At 52.7% G+C, this 22,095-nt stretch carries 20 protein-coding genes; 8 read left to right on the plus strand and 12 right to left on the minus strand.

The genetic code is table 11. From position 1 onward, the window contains the following. Positions 1–117 precede the first annotated feature (117 nt). Positions 118–804 carry a hypothetical protein gene (locus ACGHM3_RS20240; protein WP_345423336.1) on the minus strand — a complete coding sequence of 229 codons (687 nt, stop codon included), beginning with the start codon at positions 802–804 and terminating at the stop codon, positions 118–120. Positions 805–1,077: 273 nt separating this feature from the next. Between ACGHM3_RS20240 and ACGHM3_RS20245 the strand changes: the two genes are divergently transcribed. Next, complete coding sequence (locus ACGHM3_RS20245) at positions 1,078–2,595, plus strand: endonuclease (RefSeq protein ID WP_345423339.1); 1,518 nt, start codon at positions 1,078–1,080, stop codon at positions 2,593–2,595. 60 nt (positions 2,596–2,655) lie between these two features. Here the strand turns inward: ACGHM3_RS20245 and ACGHM3_RS20250 are convergent, their stop codons facing one another. From ACGHM3_RS20250 to ACGHM3_RS20260, 3 genes are all read right to left on the minus strand, one after another. Beyond that, the gene (locus ACGHM3_RS20250; RefSeq protein ID WP_345423342.1) at positions 2,656–3,801 is read right to left on the minus strand and encodes an alpha-hydroxy acid oxidase; all 1,146 of its coding nucleotides are present in this window, start codon (positions 3,799–3,801) and stop codon (positions 2,656–2,658) included. A 59-nt stretch (positions 3,802–3,860) separates the two neighbouring features. Continuing rightward, positions 3,861–4,889, minus strand: a complete 1,029-nt coding sequence (locus ACGHM3_RS20255; RefSeq protein WP_345423345.1) for a CNNM domain-containing protein — start codon at positions 4,887–4,889, stop codon at positions 3,861–3,863. Positions 4,890–5,233: 344 nt separating this feature from the next. Then, on the minus strand, positions 5,234–5,551 hold the full coding sequence (locus ACGHM3_RS20260; protein ID WP_345423347.1) for a hypothetical protein: 318 nt from the start codon (positions 5,549–5,551) through the stop codon (positions 5,234–5,236). 154 nt (positions 5,552–5,705) lie between these two features. Between ACGHM3_RS20260 and ACGHM3_RS20265 the strand changes: the two genes are divergently transcribed. After that, a complete protein-coding gene (locus ACGHM3_RS20265) occupies positions 5,706–5,921 on the plus strand; it encodes a hypothetical protein (RefSeq protein ID WP_345423349.1) in 216 nt (71 codons plus the stop codon). A 185-nt stretch (positions 5,922–6,106) separates the two neighbouring features. Here ACGHM3_RS20265 and ACGHM3_RS20270 read toward each other — a convergent pair whose 3' ends face one another. The 5 genes from ACGHM3_RS20270 to ACGHM3_RS20290 form a co-directional block, all read right to left on the minus strand. Next, on the minus strand, positions 6,107–6,568 hold the full coding sequence (locus tag ACGHM3_RS20270; protein ID WP_345423351.1) for a cytochrome c: 462 nt from the start codon (positions 6,566–6,568) through the stop codon (positions 6,107–6,109). A gap of 22 nt (positions 6,569–6,590) precedes the next feature. Next, complete coding sequence (locus tag ACGHM3_RS20275) at positions 6,591–7,952, minus strand: ankyrin repeat domain-containing protein (protein WP_345423353.1); 1,362 nt, start codon at positions 7,950–7,952, stop codon at positions 6,591–6,593. A 3-nt stretch (positions 7,953–7,955) separates the two neighbouring features. Then, complete coding sequence (locus tag ACGHM3_RS20280; protein WP_345423356.1) at positions 7,956–9,287, minus strand: DUF1552 domain-containing protein; 1,332 nt, start codon at positions 9,285–9,287, stop codon at positions 7,956–7,958. Next, a complete protein-coding gene (locus ACGHM3_RS20285; RefSeq protein WP_345423359.1) occupies positions 9,284–11,716 on the minus strand; it encodes a DUF1592 domain-containing protein in 2,433 nt (810 codons plus the stop codon). The genes ACGHM3_RS20280 and ACGHM3_RS20285 overlap by 4 nt, the downstream gene beginning before the upstream one ends. Positions 11,717–11,999: 283 nt before the next feature. Further along, positions 12,000–12,743 (minus strand): sulfite exporter TauE/SafE family protein, encoded by a 744-nt coding sequence (locus ACGHM3_RS20290; RefSeq protein WP_345423362.1) that lies wholly within the window; start codon positions 12,741–12,743, stop codon positions 12,000–12,002. A 208-nt stretch (positions 12,744–12,951) separates the two neighbouring features. Here ACGHM3_RS20290 and ACGHM3_RS20295 point away from each other — a divergent pair, with 208 nt between their 5' ends. The 5 genes from ACGHM3_RS20295 (at position 12,952) to ACGHM3_RS20315 (ending at position 17,390) form a co-directional block, all read left to right on the plus strand. Next, positions 12,952–13,416, plus strand: coding sequence for a cytochrome P460 family protein (locus tag ACGHM3_RS20295; protein ID WP_390517511.1), 465 nt, complete (start codon positions 12,952–12,954; stop codon positions 13,414–13,416). A 16-nt stretch (positions 13,417–13,432) separates the two neighbouring features. Further along, entirely contained in the window at positions 13,433–14,080 is a 648-nt protein-coding gene (locus ACGHM3_RS20300; RefSeq protein WP_345423368.1) for a DUF4405 domain-containing protein, read from the plus strand. 296 nt (positions 14,081–14,376) lie between these two features. Next, positions 14,377–15,420 (plus strand): alpha/beta fold hydrolase, encoded by a 1,044-nt coding sequence (locus ACGHM3_RS20305; RefSeq protein ID WP_345423371.1) that lies wholly within the window; start codon positions 14,377–14,379, stop codon positions 15,418–15,420. A gap of 21 nt (positions 15,421–15,441) precedes the next feature. Further along, complete coding sequence (locus tag ACGHM3_RS20310; protein WP_345423374.1) at positions 15,442–16,317, plus strand: transporter; 876 nt, start codon at positions 15,442–15,444, stop codon at positions 16,315–16,317. A 65-nt stretch (positions 16,318–16,382) separates the two neighbouring features. Beyond that, complete coding sequence (locus ACGHM3_RS20315; protein WP_345423377.1) at positions 16,383–17,390, plus strand: helix-turn-helix transcriptional regulator; 1,008 nt, start codon at positions 16,383–16,385, stop codon at positions 17,388–17,390. A gap of 249 nt (positions 17,391–17,639) precedes the next feature. Here the strand turns inward: ACGHM3_RS20315 and ACGHM3_RS20320 are convergent, their stop codons facing one another. Together ACGHM3_RS20320 and ACGHM3_RS20325 are read right to left on the minus strand one after the other, a co-directional pair. Then, positions 17,640–17,933: a hypothetical protein gene (locus tag ACGHM3_RS20320; RefSeq protein ID WP_345423380.1), complete on the minus strand. Its 294-nt coding sequence runs from the start codon at positions 17,931–17,933 to the stop codon at positions 17,640–17,642. 1 nt (position 17,934) lies between these two features. Beyond that, positions 17,935–20,220, minus strand: a complete 2,286-nt coding sequence (locus ACGHM3_RS20325) for a YgiQ family radical SAM protein (RefSeq protein WP_345423383.1) — start codon at positions 20,218–20,220, stop codon at positions 17,935–17,937. Between the two features lie 197 nt (positions 20,221–20,417). Here ACGHM3_RS20325 and mak point away from each other — a divergent pair, with 197 nt between their 5' ends. Then, the gene (mak, locus tag ACGHM3_RS20330; protein WP_345423386.1) at positions 20,418–21,320 is read left to right on the plus strand and encodes a fructokinase; all 903 of its coding nucleotides are present in this window, start codon (positions 20,418–20,420) and stop codon (positions 21,318–21,320) included. A 101-nt stretch (positions 21,321–21,421) separates the two neighbouring features. On the opposite strand, the gene ACGHM3_RS20335 is transcribed toward mak, so the two are convergent. Continuing rightward, the gene (locus ACGHM3_RS20335; RefSeq protein ID WP_345423389.1) at positions 21,422–22,012 is read right to left on the minus strand and encodes a TetR/AcrR family transcriptional regulator; all 591 of its coding nucleotides are present in this window, start codon (positions 22,010–22,012) and stop codon (positions 21,422–21,424) included. Positions 22,013–22,095: the final 83 nt, after the last annotated feature.

Consider the following 22,095-nt stretch of genomic DNA (forward strand, 5'->3'; position numbering starts at 1 on the left):
TTGGGCGACACTAAAAGACCACACCCAATCCAGCATCGCTATTCGCCAGTACCGGATTCTATGGGGTACTTAAGCCGCTCCCCTTACCTGTTCCCCTTACCTGCTCGCCTTACGCTGTTACTTAAAGGCTAGGTCTATCTCGCGGTAGCTGTCCTGCAGCCATTTTTTGGCTCGCTGGCGCTCAATAGCGGACATCGCCTTAGTGTTGTTGGTGGCGGCCCAAAAACTGAAGTTATAAAAATCTATCTTTTGGGTAAGTCCGGCCACTAATTTAGGCAAGGTAACGAATACGGCACCTGCGGCCTTGGCTTTTTTGGCAATCTCTGAATTGTCAAAGAAGCTGAAATCTTGACCCCGGCCCTGGTTTTTTACCACAATCAATTGCATGGGGCTATCGCCGTAACGGCGCAGGTATTTATCTAACAACCGAGCAGAATCCGCGCCGTCGTCCATTACGTGCCAAAAATAAACCGTTGCGTCTATTTCTGTTAAAAACTCAAACAAGTCGCTTTCTTCAATCCACACATCCAAGTGCTTTGCGGTTTGCGCGGCCAAATCGACGATGATTTCCAACTCCGGCTTCTCTTCCGCCTGCTTTAAGATTTCATCCAAGCTTTCCAGATCGTCCACTTTCACGGCCTTGGTGTAATCGGCGTAAAAGCGGCTAAGCGTCGCGTGGGACTGATCGCTGTCGTAATTGGCAAACGGCTTTTTCTGATCGATAAAATACTGAGCTAACACACGAGATGTGAACGACTTACCCACACCGCCTTTTTCACCGCTGATAAAATGAATTCTAGCCATTGCTTCCTCTGCGTTGAATCGCACCAATAAGATGCACTGTATTTATTGCTCTGCCTTCGTGGGCAGGGTGTCGAAGAGTACCTTAAATTTGTGACTAAAAAAATAAGCACCGCTTGTAGCCAAGCGTAAGAGAAAGCGGCGCCAATAGTTTTCAATAAGCGTCAAGATTGCCAGAAGGGCCCTATTTTGGCCATTTATCTTTGATTGGTCACAAATCTGACTCGTTAGGCAAATAAGGTTACGCCATTATTCTCTTACCCCACGAGGCTCACAATGACTCTGCTAAACCGCATACTATTTTTAGCTATGGCCGTTGCTGCAAGTGCAAGCCAAGCGCAGTCCAACTGCTCTGGCAGCACGCTGGCCATTAATCTTCTCACCGATAACTACGCCTCGGAAACCCAATGGCAGTTGCGCAACGCGGCCGGCCAAGCCCTAGCTAGTAGCACTGCTAGCTTGAACAACAACACCCTGTACGAGCAGGACCTATGCCTCACCGAAGGTAACTACAGCTTTACCATTACCGACAGCTACGGCGATGGCATCTGTTGTGGTTACGGCAACGGCTATTTTCAGTTGCTGATAGATGGTGAAGAAATCGCCAATGGCGGCCAATTTGGCGATGAAGAAACCGTGCCAATCAGTATTACCGCAGGGACCGATACTAGCTGCAGTGGGCACGCCTTAGAGTTGGCTTTAAACACTGATAACTATGGCAGCGAAACCCAGTGGGATATTACCTTAAACGGCCAGCAGGTCGCCTCGGGAGGCGGCTACAGCAGTAACCAAAGCTATACCGAAGCACTGTGTTTAGCAGACGGCAACTACACGCTAACGGTCACCGACAGCTACGGCGACGGCATGTGCTGCAGCCAAGGCAACGGCGGCTATAGCCTAAGTCTGGCCGGCAAAACCCTGGCCAGTGGTGGCGAATTTAGCGATCAGCAAACCCGCCAATTCAGCTTGCCGATCGATGATGGCGGCGACGGTGGTGGTGGTGGTGACAATGGCGGGGGCGGTGGCGATCTAGAGGCTTACTATGCCTCGGCGGCGGGCCTTTCCGGCTATGCGCTTAAGTCTGAATTGCACAGTATCATTGGAAACCACACCACCCAAAGCTACGGCGCGCTGTGGGATTTTTATTTGGCCTACGAAACCGACAGCTACTACGAAAATAACTACACGATTTTGGATATCTATTCAGAAAATCCGCAATCTGCAGACCCATACAACTTTACCCCCGGCTCCGATCAATGCGGCACCTACAACAGCGAAGCCGATTGCTACAACCGAGAGCACAGTTTTCCGCGCAGTTGGTTTGGTGGCTCGGTGGCGCCTATGAACTCAGACGTGCACCATATTTTTGCCACCGATGGGCAAGTCAACGCCTGGCGTGGCAGCTATCCCTTCGGGGAAGTTGGCAGCGCTAGCCGCACCAGCCAAAACGGTTCACTCTTGGGCAGTGCCCGCAGCGGCCTTGGCTACAGCGGCACTGTATTTGAGCCCATAGACCAGTTTAAAGGCGACCTAGCCCGGGCGTACTTTTACATGGCCACCCGCTACCAAGATCGCATCAGTGGCTGGCAGAATAATTCCAGCTACGGTAATGCGGTGCTGGATGGCAGCAGCCAACAAGTATTCGAAACCTGGCATTTGGAGATGCTGAAACGCTGGCACAACGAAGACCCGGTGAGCCAAAAAGAACTCGACCGCAACGACGACGCCGAGCAGTTCCAGGGCAATCGCAACCCGTTTGTGGATCACCCTGAGTGGGTGGAATCGATTTGGTAGGATCTATTGATGGATAGCGCACAGGGCGCTACACCTAGCGCCCTGCAAGAACCAAACTAACTAACGAAAACGCACGTGGTTGCGTTGTAGCTCTCTAACGCTGTGGCAACCCATTAAACGCATATCGCGTTCGATTTCGGCCTTCATTAAAGTCAACGCCCGCTCCACACCGGGCTGGCCCGCTGCGGCCAGGGCGTACAAATACATGCGGCCAACACCCACGGCCTTGGCACCCAAAGCCAGAGCCTTTAACACATGGGTACCGCGTTGTACGCCGCCATCGAACAAGACGTCGATTTGATCGCCCACGGCGTCGACAATTTCTGCTAGGTGATCAAAGGAACTGCGCGAGCCGTCCAACTGCCGGCCACCGTGGTTGGAAATCACAATGCCGGTGCAGCCGATGTCCACCGCTTTTTTTGCATCCTCTACGCTCATAATGCCTTTTAAGCAAAACTGGCCGTCCCAGCGTTTTACCATGTCCGCCACGTCGTCCCAATCCATGGATGGGTCAAGCATATTGGTAAAATAGTCGCCGATGGAGCTGGTGCCGCCGCCCATATCGACGTGGGCTTGCAACTGCGGCAGGGAGAATTTTTCGTGGGTTACGTAGTTAATTCCCCACATGGGTTTGCTCACAAACTGCCATAGGCCGGCTAGGTTCAATCGAAACGGAATGGAAAACCCGGTGCGCAAATCACGCTCTCGGTTACCACCGGTGATGGAATCCACGGTGAGCATCATGATGTCGATACCCGAGGCCTTGGCGCGCTCCATCATGGCGTTATTTAAGCCGCGGTCCTTGTGGAAATAAAATTGATACACCTGGGGCGTATTAAATTGCTGGGCTATGTCCTCCATGGAAACCGTACCCAGCGAAGACACACCAAACATAGTGCCAAACTTTTCCGCTGCAGCAGCCACGGCGTATTCACCCTGGTGGTGGAATAACCGCTGTAGCGCCGTGGGCGAGCAATACACCGGCAGCTGTAATTTGGTGCCCATAACGTCCACCGACAAATCAATGTCTTTTACGCCCTGCAGCACACGAGGCACCAAATCGCATTGATTAAACGCCTCTGTGTTACGGCGTAGTGTCACTTCATCATCGGCACCGCCATCAATGTAATTAAATATTGGGCCAGGTAAACGTTTGCGCGCCAATTTACGAAAATCGTGAAAGTTATAGCACTGCTTCAATAACATTTTTATTCCTTTTCTTTTTCTTTATTCAGCCGAGGTACTGCGACGTTACTTAAGCGCGACTAAGTTTTAGGGCGACGGAATTTAGCCAATTTACGAGCCAACTGCTGCAGGTTATTGACCTTATCGCTCTCGTCTACAATCTGTACTCCCAGCAACGCCTCTAATATGTCTTCCAGGGTGATGATGCCCTGCATCTCACCGTACTCGTTAACCACCAAGGCAATTTGCAAATTTTGCTGAATGAATTCCTGTAGCGCGGCCAGCAAAGTACCGCCATCCACCACCGCCGCTAGGGGGCGTTGATAGGATCTTAGCTCTTTAATGGTTTGGCCCTGGGCGTGGGCCAACAGCAATTCTGACTTCAGCACAAAACCGGTCACTTTTTTCTGATCATCGAATAATGGAATGCGCGAAAACTCTTTACCGGCATAGTTTTCAAAAAACTGGCTTATGTTGGTGTTGGCAGGCAACTGAAACACCACGGTTTTTGGCGTCATTACGTTGCGCACCTGCAACTCGCGCAGATTAACAATATTTTTGAGCATGGCGGTTTCTTGCTCGTTTAGATCGCCCTGGCGTGCACCCAAATCGGCCAAAGCGATAAACTCCGCTCGGTTAAATCCCTCCAGGCCGGCACCGTGGGTAATTTTTTCGGTGAGTTTATTCGCCACCACCACAAACGGATGCAGCACTTTCACCAACGCCGCCAACACAAAGCCCACGCTGGGCGCCAGAGCGCGCCAATAACTGGCTCCAATGGCCTTGGGAATAATTTCGGACAACACCAAAATAGCCAGGGTTAGGATGCCCGAGAACACCCCCACCACATTGCTACCAAACACAGCCGCGGCCTGGGCACCGGCACCAGCCGCCCCCATGGTGTGGGCCACGGTGTTTAACGTAAGGATCACGGCCAGAGGGCTATTAATTTGCGCCTTTAACGCCGCCAGTACCGGCCCGGCTCGCTTACCTTTTTGTTCTAAGTCGTGCACGTAGGCCGGTGTTACGCTCAGCAGCACCGCCTCGGCCACCGAACACAAAAATGAAAAGCCCACCGCCAGAAGTATATATAACGTTAATAGAACCATTAATTATTCCTATCCCAACTCGCGCTTCGAGTATGCGCGTGGATGCTGGTGCTGAGTCTACCGTTGTCGCCGCAAAACCTCTATGGTGAATACCGCTTATCGGCAGTAATTATCGGCAGGGTTCAAGTGTGGAACTTATCGTACAACTACCAGTCTAGGGCGGTGTGTTTCAACCACGGCAATGGGGCCTATCGGAAATTCATGGATGACCCACTCCCCGGAATACACCTAAGCCCCGCAAACCGCCCTCCCCTATTTAGCCGGCGGCGCCTTTGGTTGGCATTAACCCTATCTGGCTGTGGCCACCTGGCCCTTTCTGCTTGGCTATTGTCTTGGCCTAGCCCTTATTCCAGCATTACATCGCCACCACGGGCCACGGCAACGGTTGCGGTGACTCTATCGCCGCAGCGCGTTCTAGCTCCTCCGGCGAAGTTTGATGCACAGCCCGCTGTAAATGCCAAAACCATAACTGAAACAACTGAAACAACTGAAACAACTGAAACAACTGAAACAATAGAAACAACAGAAACAACAGAAACCGCACCCAGCCAAACTCCGAATGCCGTCGCCAAATCGTTACCTAAAACCAACCCCACGCACACCGTAACCCGCGATGTAAAAGTCGAATCTAAAGACTCACCGAAACCAACTAGCATCGCCACAGAAAACCCCGCCGTTTTAACCACTGCCCCCGAATTTTCTACACTCGAATTTACTAGGCCCCAATTTACAAGACCCCTGGGCAATCAACCGGCAGGCACCCAGGGAACGGTATTTAATCCAGCGTTGCAAAAGAAAATTCAAACGTCTCGCGCCATGCAAAGTAGAGCACAGGCAACTCAACCGGTGGCCAGCTACACCACTCCTTCCGGCCAGGAGGTTTTTGCCAACGGTGATACCTGCAGCAAAATCGTCGCCGCCAGTGACGACCACGATCAGGAACAATGGCAAATTGGCGCTCGCTGCGCCTGGATTCAATCCGACTCAGAAAAGTTTATGGATAAGGTTAACCAGGGCTTGCAGGAGCGATAGTGCAGTTAGATTATGTAGCAACAATAGAGATCACATTTTTTATTGGTTATAAAAAGGCAATGCTCGTCGTGGCCCCAACAAGGAGAGAATAACAATGAGAACAACAATGAGAAAAATAAGGGGAACATCGGGCAGCCGATGAAAACTGCCCGGCACAGAAATAGCGCTGTCTAAGACGATAGCAATTAATCCGCGCGATAGCTTTGATGGCAACCCTTGCAGGTTTTTAATACCGTTTTAAAAGGCGCGTCGATATCAGCACCGGCATCAAGTGCAGACACTAACTCCGCGCTGGCCGAGATCAAATCTTGGCTGATGCGTTGAAACTTTTCGGTATTTTTCCAGATATAAGGCAAGGCATCGGTACTGAGCCCGGATTCCGGGCCGCTGCCCTCGGGGAACCACTGTGCCAGCTGTGAAGCTTCTTGGTTGATGGCTGCGGCAGCATCTTTTACCGCTGGGGTTGTGGTATCGCCGGCTTTTAATGCATTGCGAATAGCTTTCACCGATTTGCCCATGGTTTTAAACCCGGCTTGGCGTTGTTCCGTGATCTCGGCGGTATCGGCCAAGCTGTTTGCCATGGTCAATAATAATGTGCAGGCAACGGCCCCACCCAGTAAGGCTTTTGTTAACGGTGTTTTTCTCATTTCGGTTCTCTTACAGATCTAATCACAGCACTGGGCTTACATCGGCGGAAGTAAACACAGCAAAAAATTCTTTTTGTGCCCAATAGTGAATGCTTTGGGCTTGGGCAACCGGCGTATTGCCCTTAGCATCAGCCAAATCGATACGCGCTCCGTGGTCAGCCAACAGTTGGAACATGGCTTGAATTTCGGTGCGGGGAATGGGCGAGTCGGTGCCAATATTCATTAACAGGTGCAATGGCCCCTTCCCGGAACGATTCACACTATTGGCATCACCGTGTAAGCCTAAGGCCAGCTCCAATGCATGAGCATTACTTTGCGCTGCAGCCAATAACACGTTGGTGCCGTCCTCTTGGGCAAATTCAATATCGGCACCACCGGCCACCAAACTGCGCATAATATCGGCGTTGCCCAACTCGGCGGCCATCAGCAGCGGCGTTGTGGGATAAACCACATAGGGCGCGCTGGTGAAATTAACCTCGTAGCGCCAGGTCAGTTTGGATTCACCGGTGAGCGCGTTGGGATCTGCCCCCTTGCGCAACAATAGCGCCACTAGCTGAGGCTGCTGTGCTTGCACGGCGGCGTGTAAAAGCTGCCTGCCATTGCGGTCGTAGGCGGAAAGATCCACGCCCTGCTCAATTAATTGTGCCGCCACCTGGTACTGCTGTTGATACATCGCCATCTGCACTACAGAGGTCTGCTCCGGGCCGATGTGGCTGGTACTGGCACCAGCATCAAGCAGCGTAAAAGCGGCCTGGGGGTTGCCGCTTTTTAAGGCAAAAAACAGCGGCGTAAAACCCGCCGTGGTTACCGTATTAACGTCGGCGCCTGCGGCCAATAGCGCTTCGATATTGCCTACCTTACCCGCCGCGGCAGCGTGCATTAATGCGCTTTGGCCGGTGGCATCGACGGATTCAACATCCACACCTTGTTGCAAAAACTGCTGCAACACAGGCGTTGTAGCCGAACCTGCACACAGCGCAAAGGCAGCAACGTTGGAGCCGCTGTCTGTGGCAGTAACGTCGGCCCCGGCGGCAAGCAGTTGCTGCAAAATGGCGTGGTCGCCGCGCAGGCAAGCCACCAATAACGGCGGCCAGCTGGCTGGGCTTGTGCTATCGGCCACACCATCCACCCGAGCGCCCGCTACCAGCAGTAGCTCAACCAATTCCGGCGATTGCATCTCCACCGCCCAGGCCAGCGGTGAGGCACCGTCGGCAAGGCGTTGATTCGGATCGGCACCCTCGGCCAGGGCCTTGGCCACCAGGGCGGGGTTATTGGATTGCAGGGCTGCAAGTAGGCTCGGCGTCTCGGCCCGTAGGCCCGCGCTGGTTAACCCAGCCAACGCCAATACAGTGGTAGCCCAGATCCTTTTGTTGAGATTAATCACGGCTTATCCCATTAATTGCGTCAGAGGTTGGGTGCTATCGCCAAAGGATTCCGCCGGCACCCCCAACTGCTGCATCATGGCCAGCATTAAATTACACATTGGCGTGTGCTTGGGCATGGCGATATGGCGGTTACCTGGCACACCTCCGCCGGCCACCAGCACCGGCAGGTCCATGTTGTCGTGCTCATTGGATTCGCCCAGGCTGGCACCGCCCAGCACTAAGGTGCTGTCCAGTAAGCTGCCTTCGCCATCCGGCGTGGTGGCCAAGCGTTCCAGCAAATAGCCAAATTGCTGCATGTGGTATTGGTTGATTTTTACCAGCTTGTCGATTTTTTCTGGGTCGTAGCCGTGGTGGCTAAGGCTGTGGTGGGCATCGGGTACGCCGATTTCTGGATAGGCACGGTTACTTAATTCACGCCCCGCCATCAGCGTTACCACCCGCGTCATATCCGACTGCAACGCCAAAATTTGTAGCTCGGTCATTAACCGCACGTGCTCTTCAAAGGAATCCGGTAAACCCGCCGGCAGCGTGATGACATCGGCGTTGATATCCAAACTCTGCTGGCTGGCCTTTTGGATGCGCTTTTCCACCGAGCGAATGGAATCCAAATATTCTTCCAGTTTACGCCGGTCGTTAGCCCCCAATTTGGGATTCAGCCGTTGGCTGTCGGCCAAGACAAAATCCAAAATACTGGCCTTACGGGCGGTTTGCGCCGCCCGGGCAGCTTCATCCACGGCGCTGGCATCACCGAACAACCGCTCGAATACATCCTGCGGTTTTACTGATACGGGCAGCGGTGACGTAGGGCTGCGCCAAGACAAGGTATTGGTGTAGGTGCAGCTGTAACCAACATCGCAGCTGCCCAAAAGGCTGGGCGGCTCTATGCCCAATTCCAGGGAGGGAAATAACGAATCCTTGCCAATGTGATTGGCCAGCAACTGATCCATGGAAATACCGCAGTACAGATCGGAACCCTCGGTGCGTTTGGGGTGGGCGCCGGTTAAATAGGCGGCGCAACTGCGGCCGTGGCTACCGGGGCCGTCGCCCAGGGCGCTAGCGTTGTAGTGCGCCAAGCCGGAAATTACGGTGAATTTATCTCGGTGCTTGGCCAGGGGCTGCAAAATGGGCGACAAGGTGTAATCCCTGCCGGTTTCTTGCGGCGTAAAGCGCTGCATTCGCATGCCGTTGGGCGTGTAAAAAACACTCATGCGCTTAGGCCTGTTTTCGTAGGCTAGTGCGGGCTTGGGCAATAGGGATTCCATCACGGGCAAAGTGATGGCAACCCCTAACCCACGCAGTAACGAGCGACGATTAATCTGGGTGGAATCGGTCATGCGGCGGGCGTCCTCCGATAGTTAAACGGCTCGCTGGTAACAATGCCGTAAATAATGTCGCGAATACGAAAATCATTGGCTTGGGCTGCGCGTACAATGGCGCGCAGCTTGGGCTGATCGTAGGCCTCAAGGCCACGGCCCAAGGCGTAGATCATTAAGCGCTGGGTAAAGGCTTCCGCGAATTGCGTTTTGCGGGCCAATAACACCGCCTGCAAACCCGAAATGCCATCAAAGTTTGTGCCGTCGGGCATGGTGGCGCTGGCGTCTATGGCGTTGCCAGCGTCAACGCTGCGGTAATTGCCAATGGCATCGAAGTTTTCCAATGCCAAACCCAACGGGTCCATCATTACGTGGCAACTGGAGCAGCTCGGGTCTTCACTGTGCAGTGCTAATTGCTCGCGCTGGGTAAGGTGTTTGCCGCCTTGCTTGGCAACCAATGCAGGTACATCCGGTGGCGGGGGAGGCGGTGGTGCCGCCAATAGATTATCCAGTATCCACTTGCCACGTTTAACCACCGAGGTGTGGTTGCCATAGGAGGTCACCGTTAAAATACTGCCCTGGCCCAGTAATCCACCACGGTTATTTTGCGGCGTTAAATTGACCTTGCGCAGGGCCGGGCCTGACACGCCATCAATACCGTAGTGCTTGGCTAAGCGCTCATTTAAAAAGGTGTAATTACTGGCAAGAAAATCCAGCACACTGCGATCTTGCTGCACGATGTAATTAAAGAATTCTTCACTCTCGCCCAGCATGGCCTGGCGCAGGGGCACATCGAAATCCGGATAGGCCACCACATCGGCTCGGTGAAATTCTAAATTACGCAAATACAACCACTGGCCGGCAAAGTTCTCGGTAAGAGCCCGGGCCTTAGGGTCGTCCAGCATGCGCGTCAGTTGATTTTGCAGTACCCCGGGCTTACGCAATTGATTACTTTGGGCCAATTGCAGTAATTCTTCGTCCGGCAGGCTGCTCCAAATAAACAACGCTAGGCGCGCGGCGAACTCGGTGTCAGAGATACTGTGCACAAAACCCGGCGCGCTGTCGGCGGGGTCGTGTTCGTATAAAAATAAAAAACTGGGCGAAACTAATATGGCCTGGATGGCCGCGGCCACGCCGGCTTCAAACCCTTCGGCTTCGGCCACTGTGTTGTACACGCCCATCAAACCAGCCAGATCAGCGTCGTCCAACGAGCGACGATAGGCCTGGTTTGCCAGCGTGCTAATAATACTGCTGGCACAGCGCTGGGCGGTGAATGGCCAGATTCTGGGCTGACACTGAAAAATCTTTTTCTGGCTGGGGGTTTCGCCCTCGGCCACAATGGAGACCGGCCCCTCAACGTCAATTTGCAGCACGTCCCTTGGGAAATTATTTTGCGCATAGCGCGGCGACATATAATACGACGGCACTTGTGTGTCGCCTACCCGCTCACCATCGACGATAAAATCCAGAGTGAGCATGGTGGGTTGGTGCAGGGGCAACACTACAATGTCGGTGGTGTTATGTAACGTCTGCACACTTTCATCCAAACTCAAATCACGCCGAAACGCCATACCCAAGGTATGCGGGCCGGCACTGAGGTGAACGCTGTGGCTGACCCGGTTTTGCTCTAGACGATCGGTTTCGTTATTGGTGTTGGCGTTAAGGTATCCGCTGATTTCATACTCGCCGGTGTAGGGCGCGTAAAATTTAAAGGCGCCGCCACCGCGCGAATTTAACGGCAGGTTATTACTCATGCGCTCATCAAACGCGGGCACACCCTGGTTTAATATGGAGCCATCCTTGGGCAATTGAAAAGTGGTTGTGTAAGGCTGTTGCGGAGCGAGGCCTGCCGCCAAGCGGCTCACCTTACCGGCCACAGCTAAATAACGGTCCATCAGCGTGGGGGATACCGATAACACATCGGCAATGTTGTCAAAACCGTAGCCCGTATCATCGGTGGGTAACTGCTCGCGGATATCAATATCCAGGGCCAATAAATCGCGTATGGCATTGTTATATTCGGTGCGGTTTAACCGCCGCAGGGTGGCGCGGCCCGGGTTAGGATGGGCCGCAGCGTAGTCGTCTAAGCCACCGGTGAGCCAACCCAAAAAATCCGCCAGTTCAGCCTCCTCTGGCTGGGGCCGGCTGGCCGGAGGCATTTCGCCGCGCTGGGTAACACGTAAAATACTTTCCCAACGGGCCAACTCATCGCCCTTAGCCAGACTGGCTAAATCAAACTCCTCCAGGCTCCAATTGCCGGAATAGCGTTCATCGTTGTGGCAGCGAGAGCAGTGCTCTTGCAAAAACTCACCGGCCTGGCTCAAATCGTAGGCTTGAGCTTGAGCTGTGAGTACAACCAAGCCAGCAACCAACGATTTAGCCCAACGAATAGGTCTGCCGTTGCGACCTCCCTTGGCTAGAAACCTTTCGTTCGATCTTGGCTTAATCATCACCGCTCCTATTTACACCGTGCAGCCCAGGTTGGACATATCCGCCAGGGATTACTTGCCGCAGTAAGGGCAATATACATGCCACCAACCTGACCAAGCAGACAGGTTTTAAAAAAGCTGAATAAAATCAGTTGGTAAGGAGTAGGTTCAAATGGGACTGGGCTTGCTAGACATCAAGAAGTATCAAATATGTTACCAATCTTGCGCACTGCGCACAGGTATGGGGCAGGTTACCGACACTCCAGTTTGTTTTAATGGGTAATCGTGCATTTATAACTAGACTTTATCCAGCAAATAATTCGTAACCGCCGCGCCCCACCAATATCACCGACAGTAAAAACAGCGTGGTGTGAATAAACCGCATATAGGTTTCCTGGCGCATAATTTCGGTTAGCCAGCGGCCAACGTAGACACCGGCTATACCAGCCACCGATAAACCCGCAACCAGCGACCAGTTGAGGTTATCCAACTGGCCGATGGCAAAGTAGGCCGGGATTTTCACAAAGTTACCGGCGGCGAAGGCAATAGCCACAGTACCGGCGAAGGTTAACTTGGGCAGCTGCTGCGGTAACAAATAGGCCTGCGATGGTGGCGAGCCGGAATGGGTGATAAAACTGGCGATACCGGTAATTACCCCCCAAAAAACACCCGGCACCAGCCTTGCCGGCTGGCGCTCTGTTTGGCTGCTGCCTAGCCACGTTTTGGCGCAATACCACAACCCAATGGCACCGGTAAAAATCAACAGGGCGCTCTCTGGTGTATAGGGGGTGATTAGGGTAGCGATGGCAATGCCCAGCAACATGGACGGCACCAGTATAAGCACGTTGCGTTTGGAGAAATCCTTACGGTACAACCACACACCAAACCAATCGGTGACGATAAACACCGGCAATAACAACGCCGCCGCGGCAATGGGGCTCATCACCAACGCCAGCATGGGCACGGCTATGGCCCCGGCGGAAGCCAACCCACCCTTGGAAGCGCCAACAATAAAGGCCGCACTGAGCAACAACACCACTTCTAACATCTAATTCTCTTTTTAACTTCTCTTTTTTATCAAGACGGGCACCATTCATTAATGGGGCTAATAAGTGCTATCGATTCTACACCATTACACCGGGTTAACTGAAAACGTAGACTCTAATAACCGACCACCACTGTAGCGATCACTAAGAAAACCAACGTGAAAACGGCTGTGAGTGAAGAATACCCCCCTTGGAACTGGATTAATGCCCATGCCTGGAAAACTGCCCGCCCTACTGACGAGCTTAGCATTTGTATTGGTGAATGCCGTACTGCCAAACATCAGTATTGCGGAAGAAAACCGCGTTACTTTTCCAGCCAATATAGACAAGTTAGTGCACTACACCACGGTAACACGAGGCGAAGTGGAAGAGATTTTAACCACGCAAGAGGCCATCGACGCAGTGGCCAATAACCAGCCCATTCCCTACGGCACCCACGTGGTCATTCGCTTTCACCGCGATAGAGAAATCACCCGCTACTTTGTGATGCAAAAGGGCCGGGGCTGGGGGCAAGACTACCCCAATGGCCGTACCAAGGATTGGCAATTTCAATTCTATAATGCCGACCAATCCATAAAGTTAGAGGAAAACACCCAGCGCTGCCAATCCTGCCATGCCCGCCGGGCTAGCGATCAATTTATTTACACCTTTGATGAATTAAAAGACTTCCAATAGCATCCGGCGCGTTGATATGACGTTACCACGCCTAGCCCGGTTGTTGATCACGCTATGTGCTACCGCAGGCTTTATTACCGCCCTAGCCTACTGGTGGTTGGATAACAAAACCCATGAGTTAATCGGTTGTGCAGTACTGGTCTTGGTAATTACTCACACGATTATTAACCGACGAAGATTTGCCCGGTACTTTACCGCGCCGCTAACCCGCCGCAAGCTGATGTTCTTTTTAATCAACGTCAGTATGGTTTTGGGTTTGCTTATTGTCGCCACCACAGGCATTGCTATTTCGCAAAGCGTTTTCCTAGGCTGGATCGATTGGCAAGCGGCGGCACCTTACCCATTGCACTACACCGCGGCCTATTGGGTAGCGGTGCTAATGGGCATGCACCTGGGGATGAATTGGAACGTCATTACACAGTGGTTTCGGCCATACGCACAGGCCTTGCCAGAAATCTTGGTCACCCGCCTAAAATGGCTTTTTATTGCAGCTATCCTAATGCTCGGTATCGCAGGAGTGGTTAAATTAAACCTTGCCGCCAAACTCACCAACCAGCCCACGTTAGATCTGTGGGATTTCAGCAAACAAACGCCACAGTTTTATCTGTATTGGTCCGCGCTTTTGGGTCTGGCAGGGGTAGCCACTCGCAAACTTCTTAAATAAATTTAGCCCCCCAAGCTCATTCACCCCTCCCTGCAACGGCCTCTGCCCCGGGGGCCTTGATTCTGTTGCTCCTTCCCCAAAGTGGCAGCGTTGGGCAGACCTTCTCACCATCTTGACTGGCATTGATTACAGGCATCCTGCTGAGCTAACGCATATCTCTATGACCACGCCATAAAGATGCAATTTTGGCACATTGCATTCCTTTTTCGATCATCCGGGCTTCGCTCAAGTGGATATTCTGTCGTTGGAATTTCCCTTTAATTATTTATAAATATAACAATACGAGGTTCTTTCGAATGACCAACACCTATTACACCACGCAGGTCCACGGTGAATATCAGATTCAAAATATTGGCGACTTAACACTTGAAGAAGGTGGCGTACTTCGCAACTGCGAGCTGGCTTACCGAACGTTTGGCACGTTAAACCAGGATCGTGATAACGCTATCCTTGTGACGACATGGTACTCCGGTACCAGCAAGATTATGGAAGATGTCTATATAGGGGAAGATCACGCCTTAGATCCCAACCGCTACTTCATTATTGTCGTCAATCAGATCGGTAACGGTCTGTCCTCATCACCTCACAATACGCCGCCTCCATTCAACGGTCCCAGGTTCCCCACAATACGCATTGGCGACGACGTGCGGGCACAACACAAACTGTTAACACAATACTTCGGCGTGGAGTCATTGGCCCTGGTTGTGGGAGGCTCCATGGGCGCGCAACAAACCTATGAGTGGGCGGTGCGTTACCCAGATATGGTTAAGCGTGCAGCGCCCATCGCTGGTACCGCACAAACCACCCCCCACGACAAACTGTTTTCTGAAACCGTCATTGACGCCATCACCTCCGACCCGGCCTGGCAGTCCGGTTGGTATAAAAACTCATCAGAAGTACACATTGGCCTGCGTCGTCACGCCAAGCTCTGGGGGGCCATGGGGTTCTCCACTGAGGCTCTAAAACAGAAGAAATGGCAAGAACTGGGATTTAGCTCCATCGATGATTTTATGGTGGGCTTTTTAGAAAACTATTTTCTACCCATGGATCCGAATAACCTAATGACGCTGGCCTCAAAATGGCAACACGCTGACGTTAGCCGCCATACCGATGGTTGCCTAGAAAGCGCCATGGCTCGAATTACCGCCAAAGTGTTCGTTATGCCCATCGACGAAGATATGTTTTTTCCGCCCAGGGATTGTGAAGACGAAGCCCGGCTAATTAGCAATGGCCAACTTCGCCCGGTGAAATCGCTCTGGGGGCATTTGGCGCTGTTCGGGCTAGAGCCCGCCTACGTTGAACAAGTTGACCAACTGCTTAAAGAACTCCTCGCCCTATAACAATAATGATGAGATACCAACATGAAACACTTTATAACGCGCACTATCGCGCTATTCACCGCCAGTGTGAGTATAAATAGCTACGCTGTAACCATTGATGCCGGAGATTACACACGGCTACCCGACGGCACAGATCTCGCCCTGCTGTATTTTCAATCCTTTACCGGAACGAGCTTTTACGTCGATGGAGACGAGGTCTTCGACGACGCCGAACTTAACGGTAATGTCGGCATTCTGCGCGGTGTTAAATTTATGGATGTCGGCAATCTAACCGTTGCACCGCAATTTCTACTGCCCTTTGGCAAAGTCAGTACCGATGGCGATATCGCCAATTTAGACTCTGCCAACGGTTTGGGCGACCTAATCATTGCCCCCACTATTCACCTGGTGCAAGATCCCAGCCGAGCCAAATCTTTGGCTTTTACGCCGTGGCTGTACTTACCCACCGGCGACTACGATGCCGATAAAGCCATCAACGCGCTGGGGGAAAACCGATGGAAATTGGCATTACAGATCGGCCATATCAGACCGATTGCTGAAAATTGGCTGCTTGATATCATCGCAGACGTTTTATTCTTCGGTACCAACGACGATTTCAGCCCCAATGGTCTGGAGCTAAAACAGGATCCGCTCTACGAAATACAATCGCACATACGCTATAATGTCGCACCCACAACAACCCTATCTGCAATGATTTCCCAGTCTTGGGGTGGTGAAACTGAAATTGAAGGCGTTGCGCAAGATAACGAACAGAGCCGGTTAAAGGCGTCGATTACGGTCAGTCACTTCCTCAAGCCAACGATACAAGTGCTGGGCTCGCTGGGTAAAGATATATCGGTGGATGAAGGCGTGGCTGAGGATGTTCGCTTTAACTTACGCGTGTTAACTATTTTTTAGAACAGGGAAGCGCTGCTAGGACGATCAGGGACGATTGCCTTATTACAATAATAAAGGGGGCTAATATGGCAGATTATCACTATCTCAGAAGTGCCTTGCTCTTCGATGAGACAGGTGCAGCTACGAGTAATCACGAACTGGTTAAATCCAGTGATTTCGACGAGATACGCTTGTGGTCGGACAAGGTATACATGCCTTATACCGTGGACCCTATCGGTAAAAACATACGACCAAACTCTTCATTACATGCGCTGGAAATTGGTAGCATGAAGATTAGCCGGTTTCGCTACGGGATCCCGGTTCATCTGCACGATTTCTCCAGCGACACCGGCGTGGGCATGGTACTCACCACCTTACAGGGGTACGCCCGGCACTGGCAAAATGCGAGCAACTACACAGAAACAGCCCGCGGCGAAAGTTTTATAGTCGATAATAGCCGCGTTGAATACACAGGAGACTTTAACCCCGATCACCTTCAACTTAACGTCACATTTTCCCACGCTTATATAGAAGAGCTATTCAGAAAAATAACCGGCCAATGCGCGCCCGAGGATTTATGGCAAGCCAGGGTAAAGTTCGGCCCCGGCAATACCAGCTGGGCCAGCCTACTGGAGTACGCCATTAGAATGATGACAGCTCCGCACAACGCGCTCATTAAATCCCACCTCGAGGAGTCATTAGGCACTAACCTAATAATGCAGTGGGCAGCTGCTAGCGGGTTCGACCTTAATAACAGCGCGGGCATCGCCCCCAGCTACGTCGTCAAAGCAGAGAGATATTTGCAACACAATGCTCAGCGCGCGCCAACCATGTCTGAACTTGCCGCAAGTGCGGGGGTCAGCGGCCGCGCGCTTCACAACGCTTTTAAAAAATATCGCAACACCACGCCAATGAAGTACTTACGTGAATTACGCTTACAAGGGGTAAAGTCAGAACTACAACAGGCGCCGGGCCATGTCACCGTGGCGGAGATCGCGTATGGCTGGGGATTTTCCTGCCTGGGTAGATTTGCGTCCGTTTACAAGTGCCGATTCGGGGAATTACCATCAAGTACACGCAGACGAGCAGATTGAGTTTACCTGTGTGTTATATCCTTAAGTGGCAAACTCGCGTGCGGCCGTATTGCCAATCGCCCTCGAGCCACTGCATCAACTCCGCAACACCGCGAATTAACAAAATTATTGCTGACAGATTTCAAGATCACTCGTGTAGCTTTTTGCTAAAGACTGCTTCAACCAGCCACTCGCACAAGCACCCACCCAAAAGCACCGACACACAGCAACCGAGCACTTAACGCTAGCGGTACCAAGACGGCTTGAGCTTCAGCGAATACTGCTTCTGGCCGCTTGCTTTTTCGCCCATATAATATGTCGCTGCACGGCCTCATTGGCGAGAAGATCCGCCAGCGAATTAAATTCCCGCCCCAGTTGCTTCTCACTAAATTGTTTATGAATAAAACTATGGCAACTGCGGCATAGGATAATGCCTCGCTCGCGCATATCGGTTAAATCGAAGTTTTTTCGAAACCATTTATTTTTATGTTGCGAACGCGGTATTAGGTGGTGGAAGGTTAATGTGTGCTGAGCGCCGCACAGGGCGCAGCGATCAGCACTCATACTACCGGCCGCTGCGAGGTTTGTTGCGGCCTGTGGGTTTGCCGCCGGGCTTTTTGCCCGCTCTGTTGCCCGGCTTAGCACTGGCCTTAGGCTTATTACCCGGCCCGGCGCGGTTTTGGGCTTTGGGCAGGGCTTGCTGGCGTTTGTCACCGCGGGCCGGGCGAGTGCCCTTGGCGGTGCCGCCCAGGCGTTTGCGCACTTTATATTCTTCATGCTCGGCGGGCACCAACTGGCCGGGTTTGGTACCGATTAAATCCTCGCGCCCTAAATTACGCAGCGCCTCGCGCAAGCGAGCCCAGTTGGCTGGGTCGTGATAACGCAGAAAAGCTTTTTGGCCGCGGCGTTGATTAATGTCTTTTGCACTGAAAACCTTTTCCGATTTATAGGTAACCTTTTTCAGCGGATTGCGACCAGAATAATACATGGCCGTGGCCAGGGACATCGGCGAAGGATAAAAGGTTTGCACCTGGTCAACTTCAAAGCCGTGTTCTTTTAACCACAGCGCCAGGTTCATCATTTCTTCGTCGTCGCAGCCGGGGTGGGCGGCAATAAAATACGGGATTAAATACTGCTTTTTGCCGGCCTCTTTGGAGTACTTGTAAAACATTTTTTCGAACCGACGGTAGCTGCCCATGCCCGGCTTCATCATTTTACTGAGGGTTCTATCTTCGCTGTGCTCCGGGGCAATTTTTAGATAACCACCTACATGGTGGGTCACCAATTCTTTAACGTACTCTGGGTCTTCCACCGCCAGGTCGTAGCGCAAGCCAGAGGCAATGGCCACGGTGTGCACGCCATCGATTTTGCGCGCCTTGCGGTACAACTGGGTAGTGGGGCTGTGATCGGTTTTTAGGTTGGGGCAAATTTCCGGGTACACACAACTGAGCTTACGGCAGGAGGCCTGAATGTTATCGTCCTTGCAGTTGAGCTTGTACATATTGGCGGTGGGGCCGCCCAAATCCGAAATGGTGCCGGTAAAACCCGGTACCTTTTCTTTGATCAGTTCGATCTCACCCAAAATAGACTCTTCAGAGCGGCTTTGAATAATCCGGCCTTCGTGCTCGGTAATAGAACAAAAGGTGCAACCTCCAAAACAACCGCGCATGATATTCACCGAGGTTTTAATCATGTCGTAGGCGGGTATGCGTTGGCCTTCGTATTTGGGGTGTGGTACTCGTGTGTACTCAAAACCAAACACCGCGTCCATTTCCTCGGTGCTCAGCGGAATGGGCGGCGGGTTTACCCAAATGTCTCGGTTACCGTGTTTTTGGATAAGCGCGCGCGCGTTGTGGGGGTTGCTCTCTTGGTGTAACACACGGGAGGCGTGGGCGTAGAGCGCTGGGTCTTTGCTGACTTTCTCAAAGCTGGGCAGGCGGATACAGGTTTTATCCAACACCAAATCCTGCTCATAGCGACGCAGGGGCATCGGCACGATGCGCACGGCCTGCACGTCATCAGTGTTTGGCTCCTGGGGCTTGGCGTCATCCGCTTGGATATTGCCGTCGGCATCCACCGTTTGTTTATCGTGCATTACCTCGTAGGGATTGGGCATTTGATCAATGCGACCAGGCCAATCAATACGGGTGCTGTCCAGCTCGGTGAAGCCGTTGGGCGTGTGGTTAACCACCAGGGTTGTGCCGCGTAAATCGTTAATGGCGGCCACCGGCTCACCGACGGCCAAGCGATGGCTTAAATCGACAATGGCTCGCTCAGCATTGCCGTATAACAGGATATCCGCGGTGCTGTCGATTAACACCGAGCGGCGCACGCAATCGCTCCAGTAATCGTACTGGGCAATACGCCGCAGGGATGCCTCGATACCGCCAATCACCACCGGCACATCTTTAAAGGCGTTTTTACAGCGCTGGCTGTAGACGATCACCGCGCGGTCTGGGCGTTTGCCGGCCTCACCACCGGGGGTGTAGGCGTCATCGCTGCGCAGGCGCAAATCGGCGGTGTAGGCGTTGATCATGGAATCCATATTGCCGGCGGTGACACCGAAATACAGATTGGGCTTACCCAGGGCCGTAAAGTCGTCATTACTGCGCCAATCTGGCTGGCTGATGATGCCCACCCGAAACCCTTGGCTTTCCAGCAAGCGGCCCATAATAGCCATACCAAAACTAGGGTGATCCACATAGGCATCACCGGTGACGATGATTATGTCGCAGCTGTCCCAGCCCAACTGGTCCATCTCTGCCCGAGAGGTCGGCAAAAAAGGCGCGGTTCCGTAGCATTCGGCCCAGTATTTGGGGCTATGGAAGAGATCTGGTGCAGTGATTGGCATAAGGCTAAGTTCGGGTGGAGAAAAGCGTGCATTCTCCCAAATAATGACGGGTTAGCCTAGCGGAGATGATAATTAAACGCTCTAACGCCCGCTAGTATTAGGCCCTGTCTATGGGCATTAGGCCGTTGTAATATGACCGCCAACATCGGCACAGCATGCTCATAACAAGGGCCACACCACTGTGGCTAACAGAATTCATGGCTAACAAAATTCGCTTAGGTATCGACCTAGGTGGCACTAAGATTGAAATCATCGCCCTGGATGAACAGGGCGCGGTGCTGTTCAATCAGCGTGTAAATACGCCGCGTGGAGAATACCAGGGTACGCTGCAAGCCATTGGCGAGCTTATTGCCCAGGCGGAAACGCAACTGCAACAGCCGGCCAGCATAGGCGTGGGCATGCCGGGCAGTTTTTCACCGGGCTCGGGCAAGGTACGCAACGCCAACTCCACCTGGCTCAATGGCCAAGCCTTTGATAAAGACCTGCAAAACCACCTTGGCCGCGAAGTGCGTTTTGCCAACGATGCCAATTGCTTGGCCCTGTCAGAGGCGGTGGACGGCGCCGGCGCGGGCTGCCATTCGGTATTCGCCATTATTATTGGCACCGGTGTGGGCGGCGGCTTGGCCTTTGACGGCAAAGTGCACCATGGCTTAAATGGCTTGGGCGGCGAGTGGGGGCACAACCCGTTGCCGTGGTTGGAGAAACAAGCCTACCCCGGCCCGGATTGTTACTGTGGCAAGCAGGGCTGCATTGAAACGTTTATCTCCGGCACTGGGTTTACCCAAGACTACCTTCGCCACACGGGCAAAGCGCTCACCGGCGAGGAGATTATGGCCGCCTTTGACGACGGTGAACCGGAGGCTCGGGAGTGCTTTGCGCGCTATCAAAAACGCTTGGCCCACGCCATTGCCAGCGTTGCCAATATTTTGGACCCGGATGTGTTTATTTTGGGCGGTGGTATGTCGAACATCACCCACCTTTACGACCATCTGCCGGGTTTAATCGAAACCGTGATTTTTGGCGGCGAATTTAAAACCCCCATACGCCCGGCCAAACACGGCGATGCCTCCGGCGTACGCGGGGCCGCTTGGCTGTGGTAGTAGAGTGCTCCGGTATTGTCTGCGGCAGTACTCTACTGTTTAGCCATGTCCACGCGCAGGGCAAAAAAAGCGTTATCTTTTACCGAACACGGCTTAGGGAATTAACGCAAACAGCCGGATAAAAATATGTGCGAATACTGATCGGCGATTTTATCGACGTCGATCTCATTTTTTTGGTGGTACCAAGAAAACACCGACGAAATCAATCCGGTCAGCGCCCGTACCAATATGTGGGGGTCTAGCTCGGTGCTCAGCTCACCCTGGCCCTGAGCCTGCACAAACAGGTCTTCCATGAGTTTGTGGTAGATCACCGATTGCTCACGGATCCGGCCCCGTCGCTCCAATGGAATGGCTTGGCGATCATCATTGAAGACAATCATGTAGTCGGCGCGGTCCATCAGGCTCTGCAGGTTATAGCGCAGCAGCATGGTCACGGCCTCGGCAATACTCACCTGCTCCGCAATCACGCTTTCCAAGTGCTCCACTTGGTGCTTTATGCCTTCTAAACACACGGCCTCTAGGGCCTCTTCTTTGGAGCGGAAATAGTAGTACAAGCTGCCCTGCTTGATGTCCAAGCGGTTGGCGATATCCAGTGTGCTGGAGCCATGGTAGCTCTTGTCTGCAAACACCGCCGCCGCCGCATCCACCGCTGCCAAATAGCGCTTGTCGTATTTGGATGGCTTGTCGGCCATTGCTCAGGCTCCTGTTGTGGTCGCTATTGCGTGTGAGATAAGGCTATCGCCAGCACCAAATGGGCGCAATGCTACGAGATAAT

The sequence above is a fragment of the Halioxenophilus aromaticivorans genome (assembly GCF_042850945.1).
GTDB lineage: Bacteria > Pseudomonadota > Gammaproteobacteria > Pseudomonadales > Cellvibrionaceae > Halioxenophilus > Halioxenophilus aromaticivorans.